Origin of the sequence: Synechococcus sp. MW101C3 (assembly GCF_002252635.1) — a bacterium.
Classification (GTDB): Bacteria; Cyanobacteriota; Cyanobacteriia; order PCC-6307; family Cyanobiaceae; genus MW101C3.
Map to the genome: position 1 here is coordinate 1 of NZ_NQKX01000004.1, position 17,323 is coordinate 17,323.

Annotated in this window: 18 protein-coding genes; 9 read left to right on the forward strand and 9 right to left on the reverse strand. The window is 64.0% G+C overall.

Annotated features, from left to right (window positions below):
- Together CJZ80_RS05550 and mgtE are read right to left on the reverse strand one after the other, a co-directional pair.
- A partial coding sequence (locus tag CJZ80_RS05550) for a sigma-70 factor domain-containing protein (RefSeq protein ID WP_304442210.1) occupies positions 1-153 on the reverse strand: 153 nt, incomplete at its 3' end.
- Positions 154-471: 318 nt separating this feature from the next.
- The gene (gene mgtE, locus CJZ80_RS05555) at positions 472-1,974 is read right to left on the reverse strand and encodes a magnesium transporter (RefSeq protein WP_094511096.1); all 1,503 of its coding nucleotides are present in this window, start codon (positions 1,972-1,974) and stop codon (positions 472-474) included.
- 106 nt (positions 1,975-2,080) lie between these two features.
- Here mgtE and CJZ80_RS05560 point away from each other — a divergent pair, with 106 nt between their 5' ends.
- Positions 2,081-2,560 (forward strand): glutathione peroxidase, encoded by a 480-nt coding sequence (locus tag CJZ80_RS05560; protein WP_094511097.1) that lies wholly within the window; start codon positions 2,081-2,083, stop codon positions 2,558-2,560.
- 33 nt (positions 2,561-2,593) lie between these two features.
- Here the strand turns inward: CJZ80_RS05560 and CJZ80_RS05565 are convergent, their stop codons facing one another.
- Genes CJZ80_RS05565 through gyrB form a run of 4 tightly spaced genes read right to left on the reverse strand, consistent with a single transcriptional unit; the run spans position 2,594 to position 5,649 of the window.
- Positions 2,594-3,025, reverse strand: coding sequence for a CrcB family protein (locus tag CJZ80_RS05565; RefSeq protein ID WP_094511098.1), 432 nt, complete (start codon positions 3,023-3,025; stop codon positions 2,594-2,596).
- A complete protein-coding gene (locus tag CJZ80_RS05570) occupies positions 3,018-3,395 on the reverse strand; it encodes a CrcB family protein (protein WP_094511495.1) in 378 nt (125 codons plus the stop codon). Before CJZ80_RS05570 ends, CJZ80_RS05565 begins: the two co-directional genes overlap by 8 nt.
- Positions 3,380-3,691: a hypothetical protein gene (locus CJZ80_RS05575; protein WP_094511099.1), complete on the reverse strand. Its 312-nt coding sequence runs from the start codon at positions 3,689-3,691 to the stop codon at positions 3,380-3,382. The genes CJZ80_RS05570 and CJZ80_RS05575 overlap by 16 nt, the downstream gene beginning before the upstream one ends.
- Positions 3,691-5,649 (reverse strand): DNA topoisomerase (ATP-hydrolyzing) subunit B, encoded by a 1,959-nt coding sequence (gyrB, locus tag CJZ80_RS05580; protein ID WP_094511100.1) that lies wholly within the window; start codon positions 5,647-5,649, stop codon positions 3,691-3,693. Before gyrB ends, CJZ80_RS05575 begins: the two co-directional genes overlap by 1 nt.
- Positions 5,650-5,944: 295 nt before the next feature.
- On the opposite strand from gyrB, the gene miaA reads away from it, so the two are divergent.
- On the forward strand, positions 5,945-6,856 hold the full coding sequence (gene miaA, locus CJZ80_RS05585; protein WP_094511101.1) for a tRNA (adenosine(37)-N6)-dimethylallyltransferase MiaA: 912 nt from the start codon (positions 5,945-5,947) through the stop codon (positions 6,854-6,856).
- A 60-nt stretch (positions 6,857-6,916) separates the two neighbouring features.
- Complete coding sequence (gene infC / locus CJZ80_RS05590) at positions 6,917-7,576, forward strand: translation initiation factor IF-3 (RefSeq protein WP_094511102.1); 660 nt, start codon at positions 6,917-6,919, stop codon at positions 7,574-7,576.
- A 49-nt stretch (positions 7,577-7,625) separates the two neighbouring features.
- On the opposite strand, the gene CJZ80_RS05595 is transcribed toward infC, so the two are convergent.
- The gene (locus CJZ80_RS05595; RefSeq protein ID WP_233132851.1) at positions 7,626-8,429 is read right to left on the reverse strand and encodes a dienelactone hydrolase family protein; all 804 of its coding nucleotides are present in this window, start codon (positions 8,427-8,429) and stop codon (positions 7,626-7,628) included.
- A gap of 151 nt (positions 8,430-8,580) precedes the next feature.
- Between CJZ80_RS05595 and CJZ80_RS05600 the strand changes: the two genes are divergently transcribed.
- Entirely contained in the window at positions 8,581-9,609 is a 1,029-nt protein-coding gene (locus CJZ80_RS05600) for a GntR family transcriptional regulator (RefSeq protein WP_094511103.1), read from the forward strand.
- A 38-nt stretch (positions 9,610-9,647) separates the two neighbouring features.
- On the forward strand, positions 9,648-10,436 hold the full coding sequence (gene cysE, locus CJZ80_RS05605; protein ID WP_094511499.1) for a serine O-acetyltransferase: 789 nt from the start codon (positions 9,648-9,650) through the stop codon (positions 10,434-10,436).
- 32 nt (positions 10,437-10,468) lie between these two features.
- Here cysE and secA read toward each other — a convergent pair whose 3' ends face one another.
- On the reverse strand, positions 10,469-13,309 hold the full coding sequence (gene secA, locus CJZ80_RS05610; protein ID WP_094511104.1) for a preprotein translocase subunit SecA: 2,841 nt from the start codon (positions 13,307-13,309) through the stop codon (positions 10,469-10,471).
- Positions 13,310-13,508: 199 nt separating this feature from the next.
- On the opposite strand from secA, the gene CJZ80_RS05615 reads away from it, so the two are divergent.
- The 4 genes from CJZ80_RS05615 to CJZ80_RS14985 all read left to right on the forward strand — a co-directional run bounded on the left by CJZ80_RS05615 (position 13,509) and on the right by CJZ80_RS14985 (position 16,772).
- Entirely contained in the window at positions 13,509-13,751 is a 243-nt protein-coding gene (locus tag CJZ80_RS05615; RefSeq protein WP_094511105.1) for a transposase, read from the forward strand.
- Between the two features lie 223 nt (positions 13,752-13,974).
- The gene (locus tag CJZ80_RS05620; RefSeq protein ID WP_158217440.1) at positions 13,975-14,304 is read left to right on the forward strand and encodes an IS3 family transposase; all 330 of its coding nucleotides are present in this window, start codon (positions 13,975-13,977) and stop codon (positions 14,302-14,304) included.
- Positions 14,305-14,451: 147 nt separating this feature from the next.
- Positions 14,452-14,631 (forward strand): integrase core domain-containing protein, encoded by a 180-nt coding sequence (locus tag CJZ80_RS05625; protein WP_094511107.1) that lies wholly within the window; start codon positions 14,452-14,454, stop codon positions 14,629-14,631.
- 770 nt (positions 14,632-15,401) lie between these two features.
- Positions 15,402-16,772 (forward strand): hypothetical protein, encoded by a 1,371-nt coding sequence (locus CJZ80_RS14985; RefSeq protein ID WP_144036943.1) that lies wholly within the window; start codon positions 15,402-15,404, stop codon positions 16,770-16,772.
- 174 nt (positions 16,773-16,946) lie between these two features.
- Here CJZ80_RS14985 and CJZ80_RS05630 read toward each other — a convergent pair whose 3' ends face one another.
- Positions 16,947-17,165: an integrase core domain-containing protein gene (locus tag CJZ80_RS05630; RefSeq protein ID WP_094511108.1), complete on the reverse strand. Its 219-nt coding sequence runs from the start codon at positions 17,163-17,165 to the stop codon at positions 16,947-16,949.
- Positions 17,166-17,323: the final 158 nt, after the last annotated feature.

Below are 17,323 nucleotides of genomic sequence, written 5' to 3' on the forward strand. Positions count from 1 at the left end.
CAGCTCCTGCACCTGGCGGCCCAGCGTGATCTCCTGCTCATGGCTCAGCAACGGCACGCGGCCGATGTCCCGCAGATACGAGCGCACCAGGTCGCCGTCCACGGGGGGCAGGGAACGGGGCAGAACCACGGGCCGGGGGTCGGCATCGGCCAGCGACTCGACGGGCCGGGACGGGGAGAGAGCGACAATCACGGCGTGGTGTTTTGACAGTGTGTAAAGCCTAACCTGAAGAAGTGTGAAGTCCCTCTCATCTCGGACTCTTCGGGGCGACATTCCCCTGAGCGCCAGCCAGAGCAGCCAGGGTCTGAGCAGTGCCGGTCGCCAGCTTCTTCCTGCCCTGGCGCTCGCTGGCCAGAGCCGCTCATCCACCCACAACGCAGACCCTGCCTGGGGAGTAGGCGCAGCCATCCAGCCAGCAGGCCCGCCAACCGGCCCCAACGCGCCGCCCTCCGGCAGGGGCCTTCCGCCCAGCTAGAGCGGCATCCCGAGTGAGTCGAGCAGCCAGGTGGCGGTCCTGAGGTAGATGAACACCCCCGCCACGTCGGTGGCGGTGGCGATGAAGGGCGCCGACATCAGGGCTGGATCGAGCCCCAGCCGATCGAACAGCAGCGGCAGCGCCGCGCCGGCCGTGGCCGCCAGGGTGGTGATGGCCACCAGGCTCAGGCCCGCCGCCACCGCCACCAGCCAGCTGCCTGACACATAGCGGGCCCAGGGCACCACCACCAGCACCATCAGCACCCCCAGCAAGGCGCCGGCCACGGCCTCGCGCCAGATCGCCGGCCAGGTACCGAGCGCCTGGATGCGCTGGGTGCTGAGGCCACGGATCACCACGGTGGAACTCTGCGAGCCCACGTTGCCGCCCGTGCCGATCAGCAGCGGGATGAAGGCCGTCAGCATCACCACCCGCTTCAGCACCGACTCCTGAGAGGCGATCACCGCCGCGGTGCCGGCATTGGCGATCAGCAGCACGAGCAACCACACCACCCGGCGGCGGGCCACGGTGAACAGGTTGCTGCGGAAGTAGTCGTCCTCATCGCCCGCCTGAACGGCGCCGGCCGCGTAGAGGTCACGGGTGGCCTCCTGCTGGATCACATCGATCACGTCGTCGACGGTGACGATCCCCACCAGCCGCTCCTCGCGGTCCACCACCGGCACCGCCAGGAAGTCGTAGCGCTGGATCACGCGGGCCACCTCCTCCTGATCCGTGGCGGTGGTGACGTTCACCACCTCCCGGGTCATCACATCGCCGATGCGGTCCTCCGGGTCGGCCATCACCAGATCCCGTAGCGAGAGGATGCCAGTGAGGTGACGCGAAGCGTCGGTCACGTAGAGGCTGTACACGGTTTCAGTGTCCCGGGCCCGCCGCCGCACGATGTCGAGCGCCTGAGCGGCGCTGTGGAACTCCTTGAGGTCGATGAATTCGGTCGTCATCAACCGGCCGGCCGTTTCCGCCTCGTAGCCCAGCAGCTGGGCCGTGACTCGGCGCTCCGCCGGGCTCAGCTCCATCAGCAGGCGCCGCACCACCTTGGCGGGCAGTTCATCGAACAGCCGCACCCGGTCGTCCGGCGACATCTCCTCCACCAGCTCCAGCACCTCGCCGGAACGGAGCCGCTCCACCAGGCTCTGCTGCACATCGCCATCGAGGTATTCGTACACCTCAATCGCCTTGTCCTTGGGCAGCAGGCGGAAGGCCAGGGCCTGCAGCGTGCGCGGCAGGGTGCCGATCGCCTCGGCGCAATCCACCGGCTGAACCGGCTCCAGCAGCAGTTTCACGCCGCCGTAGTTGCTGGCCTTGAGCAGGGCTTCCAGCTGGCGGGACACCACCTCGGCCACCTGCAGGCCGCCGCCGAGCACGATCGTGGAGCCGCTGATGCTGCCCACCGCGCCACCGCCGTGCTCAGCGCCGCCGGACTGGCCTCGGCCGGCAGGATCCTGGCGGCCATGGCGGGCGCCGCCGCTGTCGAGCTCGCTCATCGGCCCCGAAGTGGCGGCACATCGAGTGTATGGGGAGGGTTCCTGCCACGGCCTCCCCGCAGCGGCGCTCAGCTTCTAGGGTCAGCCGGCAGCGACAACAACAACCATGAGCGTGAGCGTTTCCAATGTGGTGGTGCGCAGCGCCACAGGCGCGGAGACACCGCTGGCCGGCTATGCCGGCTCGGTGCTGCTGATCGTGAACGTGGCCAGCCGCTGCGGCTTCACCCGCCAGTACGCCGGCCTGCAGACGCTGCAGGACACCTACGGCGCCCGCGGCTTCAAGGTGTTGGGCTTCCCCTGCAACGATTTCGGCGCCCAGGAACCGGGCACCCTGCCGGAGATCCAGCAGTTCTGCTCCACCACCTATGGCGCCAGCTTCGAGCTGTTCGACAAGGTGCAGGCCAAGGGCGTGAAGAGCGCTCCCTATGACGTGCTCACCCAGGCCGAACCGGCCGGCGATGTGGAGTGGAACTTCGAGAAGTTCCTGGTGGGCAAGGACGGAACGGTGCTGGCGCGCTTCAAGAGCGCCGTGGATCCCACCGGCCCTGAGCTGACGGCAGCCATCGAGGCGGCCCTCGCCGCCTGAGCCGACCGCAGAGGCCGAGCGGCTCCATGCCGCTCACAGCCTGCGGCGACGCAGGGCGGCCATCAGCCGATGGCTGGCGGCGACCCCTGCGGCCGCTGCCAGCAGACCCAGCACCAGGCTGGCCAGTAGCAGCCAGAGTCCCTCGCCGGCGCGATCGAGCTCGGCCAGCCGCACCAGGTTCAGCATCCAGCTGCTGAAGGTGGTGAGGGCCCCGCAGAAGCCGATGCCGAGGCAGAGCACCAGCGGCGTGCGCCAGGGGATCGGTCCCGCCAGCAGGCCGAGCACCAGGCAGCCGGTCAGGTTCACCAGCAGCTCCGCCCAGGGGGCACCGCCCAGCACAGGGCCGAGACGCGCTTCCGCCTGCCAGCGCAGCAGGGCGCCAGGCACCGCCCCCGCAGCCACCAGCAGCAGCTCCACGAGCTCGAAACGCAACCGCCGCGCCTGAAGGTCGCCCGGGTCAGGCACGGGCTACCGCCTGCCCCAGCAGCACGGCCAGCACGCCCAGCAGCACGGAGGCCGCCAGCAGCGCCAGTGTTTCGCGTCGCCTGCCGGCCTGCCAGGCCAGCAAGGCTTCCAGCATGAAGGTGGAGAACGTGCTGAAGCTGCCGAGAAAACCGGTGCCGATCAGCAGCAGCAGGGGGCTGCCAGTGCCGCTGGAGCGATCGAGCGCCACCACCAGCCCGAGCGCGAAGCTGGCGGACACGTTGACCGCGAGGGTGGCCCAGTGGCGATGAGGCAACAGCGGCTCAAAGTGGTTGACCAGCCGCAGCCGCAGCCAACTGCCGGGTACCGCACCGACGGCCACCAGCAGGGCCTCATTCACCCGACCAGCCAGCCGCGCCGGGCCGTTCCGGCGGCAGTCGCTGCCTCGACGTGCAACCAGCGTTCCCCCTCGGGCTCCTGCCACACGCGCAGCAGCCGCAGCGGCGCGCCCGCAGACACGGGCAGCAGGCAAGGCGCGCGGTGATGGGGAGAAGCGCGCAGCACGCCATCGCGCGAGCCCTCAGCAAGCAGCGGATCGCCGTTCTGGCGGCGGCGCAGCTCCGGGGTGCGCCAATCGGCGCCACCGGCGGGGAGGGAGGCCGGAGCGATCAGGGCGAAGCCCAGCACCCAGATCCAACGCCAGGCCATCAGATGTCGAGCTGAGCGAAATCGAGCTCGGCGCTGTGGGTTTCGATGAATTCGCGGCGGGGCGCCACTTTGTCTCCCATCAGGATGGTGAAGATGCGATCCGCTTCAGCGGCATCTTCGATCTCCACCCGCTTCATCTTGCGGGTGGAGGGATCCATGGTGGTTTCCCACAGCTGCTTGGGCATCATTTCCCCCAGACCCTTGAAACGCTGGAGTGTGTAATTGGCCTTCTCACCGAAGCCATCAAGGGTTTTCCTGAGGTCTTTTTCGTCGTAGCAGTAGGTGTGGTTCTTGCCGCGCTCCACCTTGTAGAGAGGCGGGCAGGCGATGTAGATGTAGCCGCCTTCCAGCAACATTTTCTGGTAGCGATAGAAGAAGGTAAGCAGCAGCGTGCGGATGTGGGCGCCGTCAACATCCGCGTCGGTCATGATCACGATCCGGTGATAGCGCAGCGAGGATTCATTGAATTCTTCTCCCTTGATGCCCAGCCCCAGGCCAGTGATCAGCGCCTGGATCTCGGTGTTCTTGTAGATCTTGGCGTCGTCGGTTTTCTCGATATTGAGGATCTTGCCACGCAGGGGCAGGATCGCCTGGAAGCGGCGGTCGCGGCCCTGCTTGGCGGAGCCACCGGCGGAGTCGCCTTCCACGATATAGATCTCGGATTCGGAAGGATCGCGGGAGCTGCAATCGGCCAGCTTGCCGGGCAGTGTGGAACTCTCGAGCACCGATTTACGGCGCACCAGTTCACGGGCGCGGCGAGCCGCCTCAGCGGCGTTGAAGGCCTGGATCGCCTTCTCCAGGATCAGGTCGATCACCTGGGGGTGGAACTCAAGGAATTCGCTCAGCGATTCGCCCACCACGGTGTCCACGATGCCGCGCACCTCGGTGTTGCCGAGCTTGGTCTTGGTCTGACCTTCGAATTCCGGATCGGGCACCTTCACCGACAGCACGGCGGTGAGCCCCTCGCGGATGTTCTCGCCCGCCAGGTTGGAATCACCGTCCTTGCGCTTGCCGCGCTTCCTGGCGAAGGTGTTGAGCGTACGGGTGAGAACTGTTTTCAGACCCTCGATGTGCGTGCCGCCGTCGACGGTGCGGATGTTATTGGCGAAGCCGAGAATGCTGTCGGAGTAGGCGTCCACGCACCACTGCAACGCAGCCTCCACCTGCACGCCGTCCTTCTCAGCATTCACATAGATGATGTCGGGGTGAAGGGGATCCTTGCCGTCGTTCATGTAGGCGACGTACTCGCGGATACCGCCTTCGTAGTGATAGATCTCCTCGTGGGCGCTGCCGTCGGCGCCGAGGGCCTCGCTGCGTTCATCGCGGAAAACAATCCGCACACCGCCGTTGAGATAGGCCAGCTCCCGCAGCCTGCCGGACAACGTGGTGTAGTCGAAGTGGATGCCGCCGGAGAAGATCTCGATATCGGGCTTGAAGCGCACCGCCGTGCCAGTGCGGCCGCTGGTATCGGCTTCCGAGCGCAGGGTTCCGATCGGGGCGCCGCGCTCGAAGCGCTGGCGGTGCACCTGATCCTGCCGGTGCACGGTCACTTCCACCCACTCGCTGAGCGCGTTCACCACCGAAACGCCCACGCCGTGCAGACCGCCGGACACCTTGTAGCCGCCACTGCCGAACTTGCCGCCGGCGTGCAGAACGGTGAGCACGGTCTCCAGGGCCGACTTGCCGGTGCGCGGGTGCACGTCGGTGGGGATGCCGCGTCCGTTGTCGGTGACCTCTGCGGAGCCGTCCTCGCAAAGGCGCACCAGGATCTCAGTGCAGTGGCCGGCAAGGGCCTCGTCCACCGAGTTATCCACCACCTCATACACAAGGTGATGCAGACCCCGCGGCCCGGTGGTGCCGATGTACATGCCGGGGCGCTTACGCACCGGTTCCAGGCCTTCGAGCACCTGAATCTGTTCGGCGCCGTAGGCGTGCTGAACTTTGGAGGAGTCGCTCATTCCGAAAGGCTCAGGTGGCAAGTTGCGGCGTGCGCCGGTAGCCGGGTGAAGCGGTGCAGCAGCGGCACAGGGCGCTCAAAAGGCCAATCGAGGTGTCGATCTTACCACTGCTGCTTCAGAGGGGCGCCCAGGGGGCGCTCAGCGCCCGTTTGCGACAGGGATGCACCCCCCAGTCGCATCTCTGCTCCGTCCGTCCCGCGCCGGGACCGCCCGCAGGCCTCCGGCGCATCCCCTCGGGCCGTTCCTCAGCGAGGCTCAGGTCACCCCGAGCGCGCCCTGCGCAGACGCCCCCCGGATGGCCGCTTCGCTTCCCCTCGTGCTCGTGCTGCTCGGGCCCACCGCCAGCGGTAAGTCGGCCCTGGCCCTGGAGCTGGCCGGCCACTTCGACCTCACGGTGCTCTCGGTGGATTCCCGACAGCTTTATGCGGGCATGGACATCGGCACCGCCAAACCCACCGCCGCCGAACGGGCGCGCGTGCCCCACGGCCTGCTCGACCTGCGCCCGCCCGACCAGCCGCTGAACCTGCAGGAGTTCCGCCAGGCGGCCGAGGCCGCCATCGCCGCCGAACACCAGCGCCGCGGCGTGGCCTTTCTCGTGGGGGGCAGCGGGCTGTACCTGCAGGCCCTCACCCAGGGGCTGCAGCCACCGGCGGTTCCGCCACAGCCGGCCCTGCGCGCCCAACTGGCGGCGCTGGGGCCAGCCACCTGCCACCAGTTGCTGCGTCAGGCCGACCCGGAGGCGGCAGGGCGCATCGACCATGCCGACACCGTGCGCACCCAGCGGGCCCTGGAGGTGCTGTACGCCACCGGGCGGCCCCTGTCCAGCCAGCAAAGCCAACGACCACCCGCCTGGCGGGTGCTTGAACTGGGCCTTGACCCCAGCGACCTCAGGCAGCGGATCGCCCGCCGTACCCGTTCGCTCTATGCCGATGGCCTGGTGGAGGAAACGCAGGAGCTGGCCCGGCGCTTCGGCCCCAACCTGCCGCTGCTGCAGACGATCGGCTACGGCGAAGTCCTGCAGCTGCTGGCGGGCGAGCTGAGCGAGGCGGAGGCGATCAGCCGAACCGACCAGCGCACGCGGCAGTATGCCAAGCGCCAGCGCACCTGGTTCCGGCGCCGGCATGACCCGCTGTGGCTGGATCCGGGCGCTGGCGCCACCGATCTGCTGAGGGCCGCCGTGGTGGCGGTCGAAGGGGTTCTAGGGTAAGTGTGAGTGCTCGACGGCTGTTCCCCGTGCCGGCCTCCGCTACGCCCCTCGCTTCTTTGAATGCCTCCTCGTCCTCGGTTTGATCGTCGTGCTCCCGTGCGGGAGCTCCCCAACATCAACGAACGCATCAGTTACCCCCAGTTACGGGTGGTCGATGCCGACGGCAGTCAGCTCGGCGTGATCACCAGGGAGGAAGCCCTCGAGGTCGCCAAGGACCGTGAGCTCGACCTTGTGCTGGTGAGCGAGAAGGCGGATCCGCCGGTGTGTCGGATCATGGACTATGGCAAGTTCAAGTTCGAGCAGGAAAAAAAGGCCAAGGAAGCCAAGAAGAAGTCGCATCAAACCGAAGTCAAGGAGGTGAAGATGCGCTACAAGATCGATTCGCACGATTACCAGGTGCGCATCGGTCAGGCCATCCGCTTCCTCAAGGACGGCGACAAGGTGAAGTGCACGGTGATCTTCCGCGGCCGGGAGATTCAGCACACGGCGCTGGCTGAGCAGTTGCTGTATCGGATGGCCAAAGACCTCGAGGAAAGCGCCGAGATCCAGCAGGACCCCAAGCGCGAGGGGCGCAACATGATCATGTTCCTCACGCCGCGCAAAACGCCGCTCACCAAGGAAAAAGATGCCGCCGCCCTGGCGGCCAAGGCGGTGCGCACCATTCCTTCACCGCAGCGCCAGACCAGCGCCGCCGCTGCAGGCGAGGCCGCCGAGGGCTGAGCGCGCACGCAGGCGCAGAGCGTTGCTCGCTGCTGCGGCACGCCCATGCTCAGAGCGTGGTGGCGAACAGTTCGAGCATTCCCCGCCAGCCGGCGGCGGCAGCGACGGGGTCATGGTCGGGCCTGGCCTCGCACATGAATCCGTGGCCCGCCTCCAGTTCGATCAGCCGGTGGCGCCCGCCCGCCGGATCGGCCTGGCGTAACGCAGCCCCGATCGCCGCCAGCTCAGCGGCCGGCATCAGCGGATCGCGCCGCCCGCAGAAACACCAGACCCTGCCAGTGACCTCCGGTAACACCTCCAGGGTGGGGGGGCCGCCCCCCGGCCTGCCGCTGGCCACCCCTGCCCCGTAAAAGTCTGCGGTGGCAGCGATCTGGGGCAGGCTGGCCGCCAGCAGAGCGGCGTGGCCGCCAAAACAGAAGCCCACGCAGCCCAGCAGGCCGGCCCCGGTGCGTTCCTGCAACCACTGGCAGGCCACGTCCAGATCAGCCAGCAGCTCGGCGCTGCTGGTGCGGTCCTTGTGGCTGCGTCCTTCGGCCAGATCATCGGCGCTGTAGCCCAGCTCCAGGGCCGGAGCGCTGCGGGCGAACAGGGGCACCGCCAGCGCCGCATACCCCTCCAGAGCCAGCCGGTCGGCGACCGAACGCACCCAGGCGTTGATGCCGAAAACCTCCGGCAGTACAAGGATGGCGCCTCGTGCGGGCTGGGCGGGAGCAGCCCACCAGCAACGCAGCGGCACCGAAACCACACCGGTGCGCTGCGCCTGCTCGCCTGCCAGCGAACCTGCCGGCCTGTCAGCAGCCACCAGGCCAGGAGCAGCAGCGGGGGCTGCAGGAAGGGTGATCCACTCGGCCACGGATGCTGTCGCAGGGGTCGGCCCACACGATGCCACTGCGGCGGTTGGGCCAGTGGCGGAGCAACCGGCACAGTCTCTTATGACAAACAGGGAATTGTCACCGGGGCCGAAGCTCCGTAGGGTGTCCCCAGACGTTCAGGTCCGGGCCGGCGTGCGATTTCACATCCAGCAGGAAAGCGACATCCCGGCGTCGACACAGCTGTACAACCAGATCTGCTTCGCGATCGCGGCCCGTCATTACCCGCCGGGCCACCGCCTGCCGAGCACGCGGCAGCTGGCCATGCAGACCGGCCTGCACCGCAACACGATCAGCAAGGTCTACCGCCAGCTGGAAAACGACGGTGTCGTGGAGGCGATGGCGGGCTCCGGCATCTATGTGCGCGATCAGCAGAAGCCGCGCGAGCTGAAGGCACCGCCGGGCCTGCGCAACCGCCTGCGGCCCGACATCGACCGCGAGGTGCGCCAGTGCGTCGACGGCCTGCTCAACGCCGGCTGCACGCTGCAGCAGGCAAGGGAGCTGCTCACCCGCGAAATCGACTGGCGGCTGCGCTGCGGCGCCCGCGTGCTGGTGAGCACACCGCGCGAGGACATCGGCGCCTCGCTGCTGATCGCCGAAGAACTGGTGCCGGTGCTGGAGGTGCCCGTCGAAGTGGTGCCGATGGAGGAGCTCGAGGCGGTGCTGGAGAGTTCGAGCAACGGCACGGTGGTCACCAGCCGCTACTTCCTCCAGCCCGTGGAGGAGTTGGCCCAGCGCTTCGGCGTGCGCGCCGTGGCGGTGGATCTCAACGACTTCCGCCACGAGCTCGATCTGCTCAAGGAGCTGCGGACGGGCAGTTGCGTGGGCCTGGTGAGCATCAGTCCCGGCATCCTGCGGGCCGCGGAGGTGATCCTGCACAGCATGCGCGGCAACGAGCTGCTGGTGATGACCGCCAACCCCGACGTGGGCAGCCGCCTGCTGGCCCTGCTGCGGGCCGCCAGCCACGTGCTCTGCGACCGGCCGAGCCTGCCGCTGGTGGAGCAGACCCTCCGCCAGAACCGCGCCCAGTTGATGCGGCTGCCCCAGGTGCACTGCGCCCAGAGCTACCTGGGGGCCTCCACCATCGATCTGCTGCGCAAGGAGATCGGCCTCACCGGCCAGCGCGATGGCTACGGCGATCCTGAAACCATGAAGGTGGGATGAGCAGCGTGAAGCCATCTCCGCCCGGCTCGATCGGGCGGTTGCTGCGTGCGATCGGCGCCGACCTGCGCATGATCAAAGAGCGCGACCCTGCCGCGCGCGGCACGGTGGAGATCCTGCTCTGCTATCCGGGCTTCCATGCCCTGGTGCTGCACCGTTTCAGCCACCGCCTGTGGCGGCTGGGCCTGCCGCTGGTGCCGCGGGTGCTCTCGCAGGTGGGGCGCAGCCTCACCGGCGTGGAGATCCACCCGGGCGCGCAGATCGGCCATGGGGTCTTCATCGACCACGGCATGGGCGTGGTGATCGGAGAAACGGCCGTGATCGGCGATCGCTGCCTGCTGTTTCAGGGGGTCACCCTCGGCGGCACGGGCAAGGAACACGGCAAGCGCCATCCCACGCTCGGCGAGAACGTGGTGGTGGGGGCAGGAGCGCAGGTGCTCGGCGCGATCGCGGTGGGATCGAACACCCGCATCGGCGCCGGCTCGGTGGTGCTGCGGGATGTGGCGCCCGACAGCACGGTGGTGGGCGTTCCCGGCAGGGTGGTGCATCAATCGGGGGTGAGGATCGATCCTCTGGCGCACTCGCAGCTGCCGGATGCGGAAGCCAGGGTGATTCGCAACCTGATGGAGCGCATCGACACGCTCGAAGGTGAGGTGGGTCGGCTGCAGAACTGCCTGCGGGAAGTGGCCGCCGGCCGCCCCCTGCAGGACATCTGCGGCGGCAAGGCCCAGAACCTGAGGGACCGCGAAATCCTTGAGTTCCTGGGCGATGGGCCCGGCGATGGGCCGGGTAGCGGGCTGCTGACGGCGCCGGCTGACGGCGCCGACTGACGCATGAGCTGCTGCGGCGCAGGCTCTGAAGCTCAGCCGGTGACCACCGTTTCGGCGGTTTCCATGCGGGGCTGAAACATGAACATGGAGTAGATCACGTTGCGGCGCATGGAGGTCATCATCTCCAGGAACATGTCGTAGCCCTCGTTCTTGTATTCGATCAAGGGATCCTTCTGCCCGTAGCCGCGCAGACCCACCGATTCACGCAGGGCATCCATGGCCTGCAGATGTTCGCGCCAGAGGGTGTCGATCTGCTGGAGGATGAAGAACCGCTCCGCCTCCCGCATCAGCCCAGGCCTCACCTGCTCGATCTGGCTCTCCTTGAGGTCGTAGGCGTTGCGCAGCTGCTCGCGCAGGAATGCCTTGAGCTCTTCGGTGGAAAGGCCCTGGAGCTGCTCGGGCGTGAGATCGGCCAGCAGGTACACGAACTCCTGAACCTTGGCCACCAACCGGCCCAGATCCCATTCCTCGGGCGGCAGATCAGGGTTCACGTAGGCATCCACAATGTCAGACATGGTGCGTTCGCCGTAGCCGATCACCTGCAGCTTGAGCTCCCGGCCTTCGAGCACGCGGCGCCGCTCGGCATACACGGCTCGGCGCTGGTTGTTCATCACTTCGTCGTACTCGAACACCTGCTTGCGGATGTCGTAGTAGTAGGTTTCAACCTTCTTCTGCGCCCCTTCCAGCGAGCGGGTGAGCATGCCCGATTCGATCGGCATGTCTTCTTCCACCCGGAAGGCATTCATCAAGCCGGCCACACGTTCACCGCCGAAGATGCGCAGGAGATTGTCTTCCAGCGAAAGGAAGAAACGGGTGCTGCCGGGATCGCCCTGGCGTCCGGCCCGGCCGCGCAGCTGGTTATCGACCCGGCGCGATTCGTGCCGCTCAGTGCCGATCACGTGGAGGCCACCGGCCTGCCGCACCCGCTCCTCCTCCTCCTTCACCACCACGTCGTACTCGGCGCGGACCCGGGCGATCAGGCTGCGCAGCGCCTGAATCTGGGGGTCGTCGGTGGGGGCCTTCTCCGCCGCCTGGGCGATCCGGTCTTCCAGCTGCAGCACGCTGAGGGCCCGGTCACCCCAGGCTTTCACCAGTTCACGGGCCAGCTCCACCAACGATTGCTCGGTGGCGGGGGTGAGGGCGCAGGGGAAAAGAGCGCCGATGGCACGGGCCTCGCTGGGCGCCGAGACCGGCAGGGGGGCACCGGGAGCAAAACCGGCACGGGAAGCCTCCCGGGGCAGGGGGATCGGCGGCCGATGGCCCTCCTCCGGCCGCACCAGCAGGGGCAGGAGCACTTCCCTGAGCTTCAGCCGTGCCATGTAATCGGTGTTGCCGCCAAGGATGATGTCGGTGCCGCGGCCCGCCATGTTGGTGGCGATCGTGACGGCTCCGGCCCGGCCGGCCTGGGCCACGATCTCCGCCTCACGCTCAACGTTTTCGGGCTTGGCGTTCAGCAGGTTGTGGGGAATGCCCTGCTCGGCCAGCAAAGAGGAAAGCAGCTCCGACTTCTCCACGCTGGTGGTGCCCACCAGGATGGGGCGCCCGTCGTGGTGAATGGTGGCGGTTTCCAGAGCCACCGCCCGCCATTTGGCCACTTCGTTCTTGTACACCTGATCCACCAGATCGGTGCGGGAGCGCTGCCGATTGGTGGGCACCACAGTCACTTCGAGTTTGTAGGTTTTCTCGAATTCCACTTCTTCTGTCTTGGCGGTGCCGGTCATGCCGGCCAGGCGTGGATAGAGCAGGAAGAAGTTCTGGTAGGTGATGCTGGCGAGTGTCTGAGTTTCCGGCTGGATCGGCAGATTCTCCTTGGCCTCGATCGCCTGATGCTGCCCATCGCTCCAGCGGCGACCGGGCATCACCCTGCCGGTGAACTCATCCACGATCACTGCGTCTTCGCCGCGCACGATGTAGTTGACATCTTTGATGAACAGCTCCTTGGCCTTGAGCGCATTGGTGATGTAGTGGGCCCAGGGATCGGCGGGGTCGAACAGGTCTTCCACTCCCAGCAACTGCTCAGCCTTGGCATACCCCTCATCGGTGAGGGTCACATTGCGCTGCTTCTCATCCACCTCGTAATCCCCTTCGGGATCCACACCATCTTTCGAGCTGCCTTCAGCACGGATGAGCTCATTGGCAATATCAGCAGCGCGGCGGTATTTCTCCTGGGGGCGCTCCACCTGCCCTGAGATGATCAGGGGCGTGCGCGCTTCATCCACCAGGATGGAATCAACCTCGTCAATCACGCAATAGTTGAATTCACGCTGCACCACTTCTTCGATATCATTTGCCATGTTGTCGCGAAGATAATCAAAGCCCAGCTCACTGTTGGTGGCATAGGTGATATCGCAGCCGTAGTTGCGACGCCGCTCGCTGGGCGGCATGTCCTGCTGGATCAGCCCCACAGACAGCCCCAGGAAGCGGTGCACCTGCCCCATCCACTCGGCATCACGACGCGCCAGGTAGTCGTTCACCGTGACCACGTGCACACCCTTGCCGGTGAGCGCATTGAGATAGGAGGGCAAGGTGGCCACAAGGGTCTTGCCTTCACCCGTCTTCATCTCGGCGATCTGCCCCTCGTGCAGCACCATGCCGCCGATCAGCTGCACATCGAAGTGGCGCATCCCGAGCACCCGCTTGCCCGCTTCGCGCACCACGGCGAAGGCTTCAGGCAGGAGCTCATCGAGAAGCTGGCGCTGACGGGCCGGAGTTTCCGCCTTTGCCAGGCGCTCACGGAAGTCGACGGTCTTGCGCCGCAGGTCGTCATCGTCGAGAGGGGCCACCTCCTCTTCAAACAGATTGATGTCGGAAACGAGCGGTTGGTAGCGCTTCAGCTTCCGGGCATTGGGATCTCCCAGGAGGAGCTTGAGCATGGAAACGGACCATTCGTATTGCGTCACCCTACCACCGCAAAATCATGGTCGGGAGCGGAGAAGCCAGCTGCTGCAAGGGTTTTCGGCACCCGCGCCAGCGGGAATCCACCCCTGCTGGTCGGGTTGACGAGGCACCCGCAAACTGTGCCAGTCCTAATGAGAGCTTCCCTACCGGCCAGATTTGACCAGGAGAAGCCCCATGAAACGCACGCGCCACACCCCCAAGCAGATCATCCGCAAGCTGCGCACCGCTGAGCAGCTCCTCAACCAGGGCCAGACCGTCGCTGACGTCAACAGGACCCTGGAGGTGGCGGCTCCCACGTATCGCCGCTGGCAGGAGCTCCACGGCGGCATGAAAGCCACCGAGGCAAAGCACCTCAAGAAGCTGGAGCAGGAGAACACCCGGCTGAGACGCTTTGAGCTCGACAAGGCGATGCCCTAGCAGAAGGCTTCTGCAAAGCATTAAGAGCTGGCCGAGGGAAGGTTCTGAGTCCGGAACGACGGCGCAGATGCGTCGTGGGTCTGCAGGATCGATTCCGGGTTTCTCAACGTCATGCCTGTGGGTTGGCATGCCAAAAAAGCAATACCCAGCGGCGCCCTGTCCCGCTGGCTGACGTCGAGGAGCAGAAGTTCAGGCAGCCGATCCGTGACTGTCCCGGCGCAATGTGCGTTGGGGCCGGCGGGTGCTCTATAGGAGGCTGAGGCTTGATGGTTGGAGTGTCAACTACAAGCGGGTGCAACGGATCTGGCGGGAAGAGGGGCTGCAGCGGCCCCAATCGCGCCAGCGGAAGCGCTCACAGCCGGCGGACGGCTCGAGGGAGCTGCTGAGGGCCGAGTACGAGCACCACGTCTTGACGGTCGACTTCCAGTTCGACCAGACGATGGATGGCCGGTCGTTGAAATTCCTGAACGTGCTGGATGAAAACAGCCGCATCTGTCTGGCCATTCGTGGTGGCCGGCGCTGCAATTCTATTCACATGATCTACACGGTTTAGGAGCTGCACAAGCTGGATCCAGCACCGACCCACCTACGGATGAACAATGGGCCTGAGCTCATTGCCCATGCCTTGCAGGAGTGGTGCACAGGCCGCCGATCCAGGACGGCCTGTATCCCGCCGGGTTCCCCCTAGGAGAATCCATTCGTGGAGCCGTTCGACGGCCAATTCAAGGATGAGTTCTTGAACATCGACCTATTCACGACGGCGCAGAAAGCCAGGCTATTGGCAGAGCAGCACCGAATCGAGTACAACACCTTCAGACCGTATTCAGCGCTCCAGGGGCGTACGCCCTTGGAGGTCGTCAAGCAGTGGAGAGCGGCTTGACTACCCACCAGCTCTCAGAGGAACTGGACCAGCAAAGGAGGTCACGTCATGATCGGCGCCGCACGTGTCACTTCCTGGGCGGAACTGGACCCGCTTGGGGGGATGCTTATCGAGGAAGTCCCTTAACATCCGGCCGTTGAAGTGGCGGAACTCGGAGTCCAGGCGGTTGGATATCTGCTCCGCGACCCAGATCAGGTGCTCCAGGCGGCTGGCAAGGACAAGCGAGTGCCAGGTGTACGCGAAGGCGGAGGCAGGTGGCGACTTTTCATCTCATCGAGTCGCAGGAACGGACTCGGAACGGTACAGGGGACACTCCTCGCGCGCAAACAACCCTAACTGCTCCGTGTATCCGAACTGCCTGGGGGTGACGGCTATAATCTGCAATGACAGCAACGTCATCCGGGACATACAACATGCCTATGTCAACCGCAATACCTAATGGGCGAAGAGAGGCTAAGGTCGAAAGGCGAATTACAGCAATATGCTTAATATTGCTTGTTCTTTTCTGGAGATGGTTATGGGGCGATTGCTGGAGCCCCATTAATCCCTCATGCGCTACCGCCCCACAACATGCTGACAACGTTCAACACTATTACGCATGGGCAGCCTACTCAAGAGGCACTCTATCAACCTGGCTACCGCCTAGGTTCAGCAACTGGACATGGCCTCAGGAAGTCCCTCTGATATTTGGCGACACAATCCCAATCGCCTCGATTCTACTGGCTCCAATTGCAAGAGTTTCCGGGCACAGCACCCAATACTTCAGCTTTGTGAGCCTGGTTAACTTCGTATGTTCATATCTGTGCGGTGCATGGATTGGTCGTCATTTTAACTTGCGAGCTTATTCAGCTGCGTTTATCGGTATTGCAATGGCACTTAGCCCAGTGGCAATTTATCGGGCATCAGGCCACGAAGCATTATCGCTACACGCAATAATCATATTTGCAATAGCACTGACAATTAAAAGGATTCGATCACTGCCTGCATGGTCTGCTTTAATCTTCGTGGCATTGGGCACGCACGCATACTACTTTCCAATTGTCTTTTCACTGGGAGTCTTTTCGCAGCTTGCATGTGATGAGAGCGACATTCAATGCAGGCAAAGTGCAATGCATTCTGGGGTCAAAAGGCTGTCAATACTTGTCGCGATCACAATCCTAAGTCTCTTGGTGTATGGATATATTCCCAACTCAGCAGAGCTAGACCCTGGTGGCGGCACATGGAGCGCAAACATCTTTGCCCTTCTAGACTCCCAAAGTCACTCATTCATAGCAAAGCCCTTGGACAGAATAGACCCCTATCAGTGGGAAGGCTTTAGCTATCTCGGATGGCTTGGCATCACTGCATTGATTCTTAGCGCAGGCGCCATTATATGTTCCGTCAACAATGGTCACAATGATCATCAAGCCATTTTTCCAAGACCACGTTGCTACTGGACTTTGATTACATTGTTTGCGGTGTTCTCTCTCGGAAATACATGGTTCATCGGAAGTCATAAGGTTATAGAAGTCAGTGATGATCTGCCTCTGATCAATCATATGTTTTCCACATTTCGCGCCACAGGCAGATTTATGTGGCCGATGTATTATAGCATCTTGCTTTGGGGGATGCTCTCTGCGATGAGATCAACAAGGGTCCCGAAATCATTGACGATTTTCTTTGCTTTGCTTTTGCTTGAGAGCCATGTCCCAATGGCTTTGTTTATAAGGCAGGATTTTGCGTCTCACTACCGTGAGGGCCAAGAGTGGCAGCAAAGACTAGATTCGAATCAAGATCCCCTGATTAATACACTTAAGAATGCTCAGCTTTTTCTAAACCTAACTGGCGACCCTCGGTTTGAAACTGACTCCCTCCCATCCTTTATACCTCAAGCGATTAATCCTACGATTGCAACCAATTATAAGCCCTACCTTGCAAGAATGCCCCAGAACTTTAGTGACTTAAACTCAGGAAAGCCGTGCGAACTCGCCATGATGATGCTCAAACGCGCAGGCGGCTCATTTCAACAAGACAGGATTTATGGAATATTGCCAGAGAAAGAAGCGAATGAATGCAGGCATATCGTTGACATTAGCTCGAAGCAGTCGCTTATCGCAAAAGACCCAACAGCTGTCTATGCTATTCGACAACAGCCAGGTTGAGAGCATTGCATCTATAAAACGGTTGACGGCGTAAGCCGTTGCCACAGATGAACTGTTGCCATCGTGGCTCGTTCTGCATGGAGGACTGTCGAGAAGAGCAAAGGGATGGCGGGGACTTTCGGGAAACTTGTCACTCCTAGGCGTGCATTCCCACGAGGTTGTTCATGCCTGCAGCTAAGCGAGCCGCTGTCGCGGGGTGAGGCTACCAAGGGCCATGCGGCACCTGTGGCCGCTATAGATCCGCAGATAGGCCGGCAGCAGCTCATTTCGACCCGATGAGTTGCTGCAGGGCATCACGTTGGTCCACTCCACCAGCAAGGTTTTGATGAACTGCTCGGCCTTGCCATTGGTCGTTGGGATGTAGGGCGCAGTCTTCTTGGCCCTCTTTCCCATCGCCTAGCAGCCTTTCGCTAGCCGTGCAATTTGTAGGCAGAACCGTTGTCGCTGACCACCCACCCGTAGGCACTTGATCCCTTGGCCGCTGTCCGACCACAATATGGTTGAGGTCGCCTACGTAGTTGACACCGGGCACCAGGCGGCTGGTTCGTATG

Coding starts and splice junctions, on each gene's coding strand:
- infC (WP_094511102.1), top strand. CDS start 6,917: ATGCCTCCTCGTCCTCGGTTTGATCGTCGTGCTCCCGTGCGGGAGCTC.
- CJZ80_RS05560 (WP_094511097.1), top strand. CDS start 2,081: ATGAGCGTGAGCGTTTCCAATGTGGTGGTGCGCAGCGCCACAGGCGCG.
- CJZ80_RS05630 (WP_094511108.1), bottom strand. CDS start 17,165: ATGGGAAAGAGGGCCAAGAAGACTGCGCCCTACATCCCAACGACCAAT.
- CJZ80_RS05575 (WP_094511099.1), bottom strand. CDS start 3,691: ATGGCCTGGCGTTGGATCTGGGTGCTGGGCTTCGCCCTGATCGCTCCG.
- CJZ80_RS05615 (WP_094511105.1), top strand. CDS start 13,509: ATGAAACGCACGCGCCACACCCCCAAGCAGATCATCCGCAAGCTGCGC.
- gyrB (WP_094511100.1), bottom strand. CDS start 5,649: ATGAGCGACTCCTCCAAAGTTCAGCACGCCTACGGCGCCGAACAGATT.
- miaA (WP_094511101.1), top strand. CDS start 5,945: ATGGCCGCTTCGCTTCCCCTCGTGCTCGTGCTGCTCGGGCCCACCGCC.
- secA (WP_094511104.1), bottom strand. CDS start 13,309: ATGCTCAAGCTCCTCCTGGGAGATCCCAATGCCCGGAAGCTGAAGCGC.
- mgtE (WP_094511096.1), bottom strand. CDS start 1,974: ATGAGCGAGCTCGACAGCGGCGGCGCCCGCCATGGCCGCCAGGATCCT.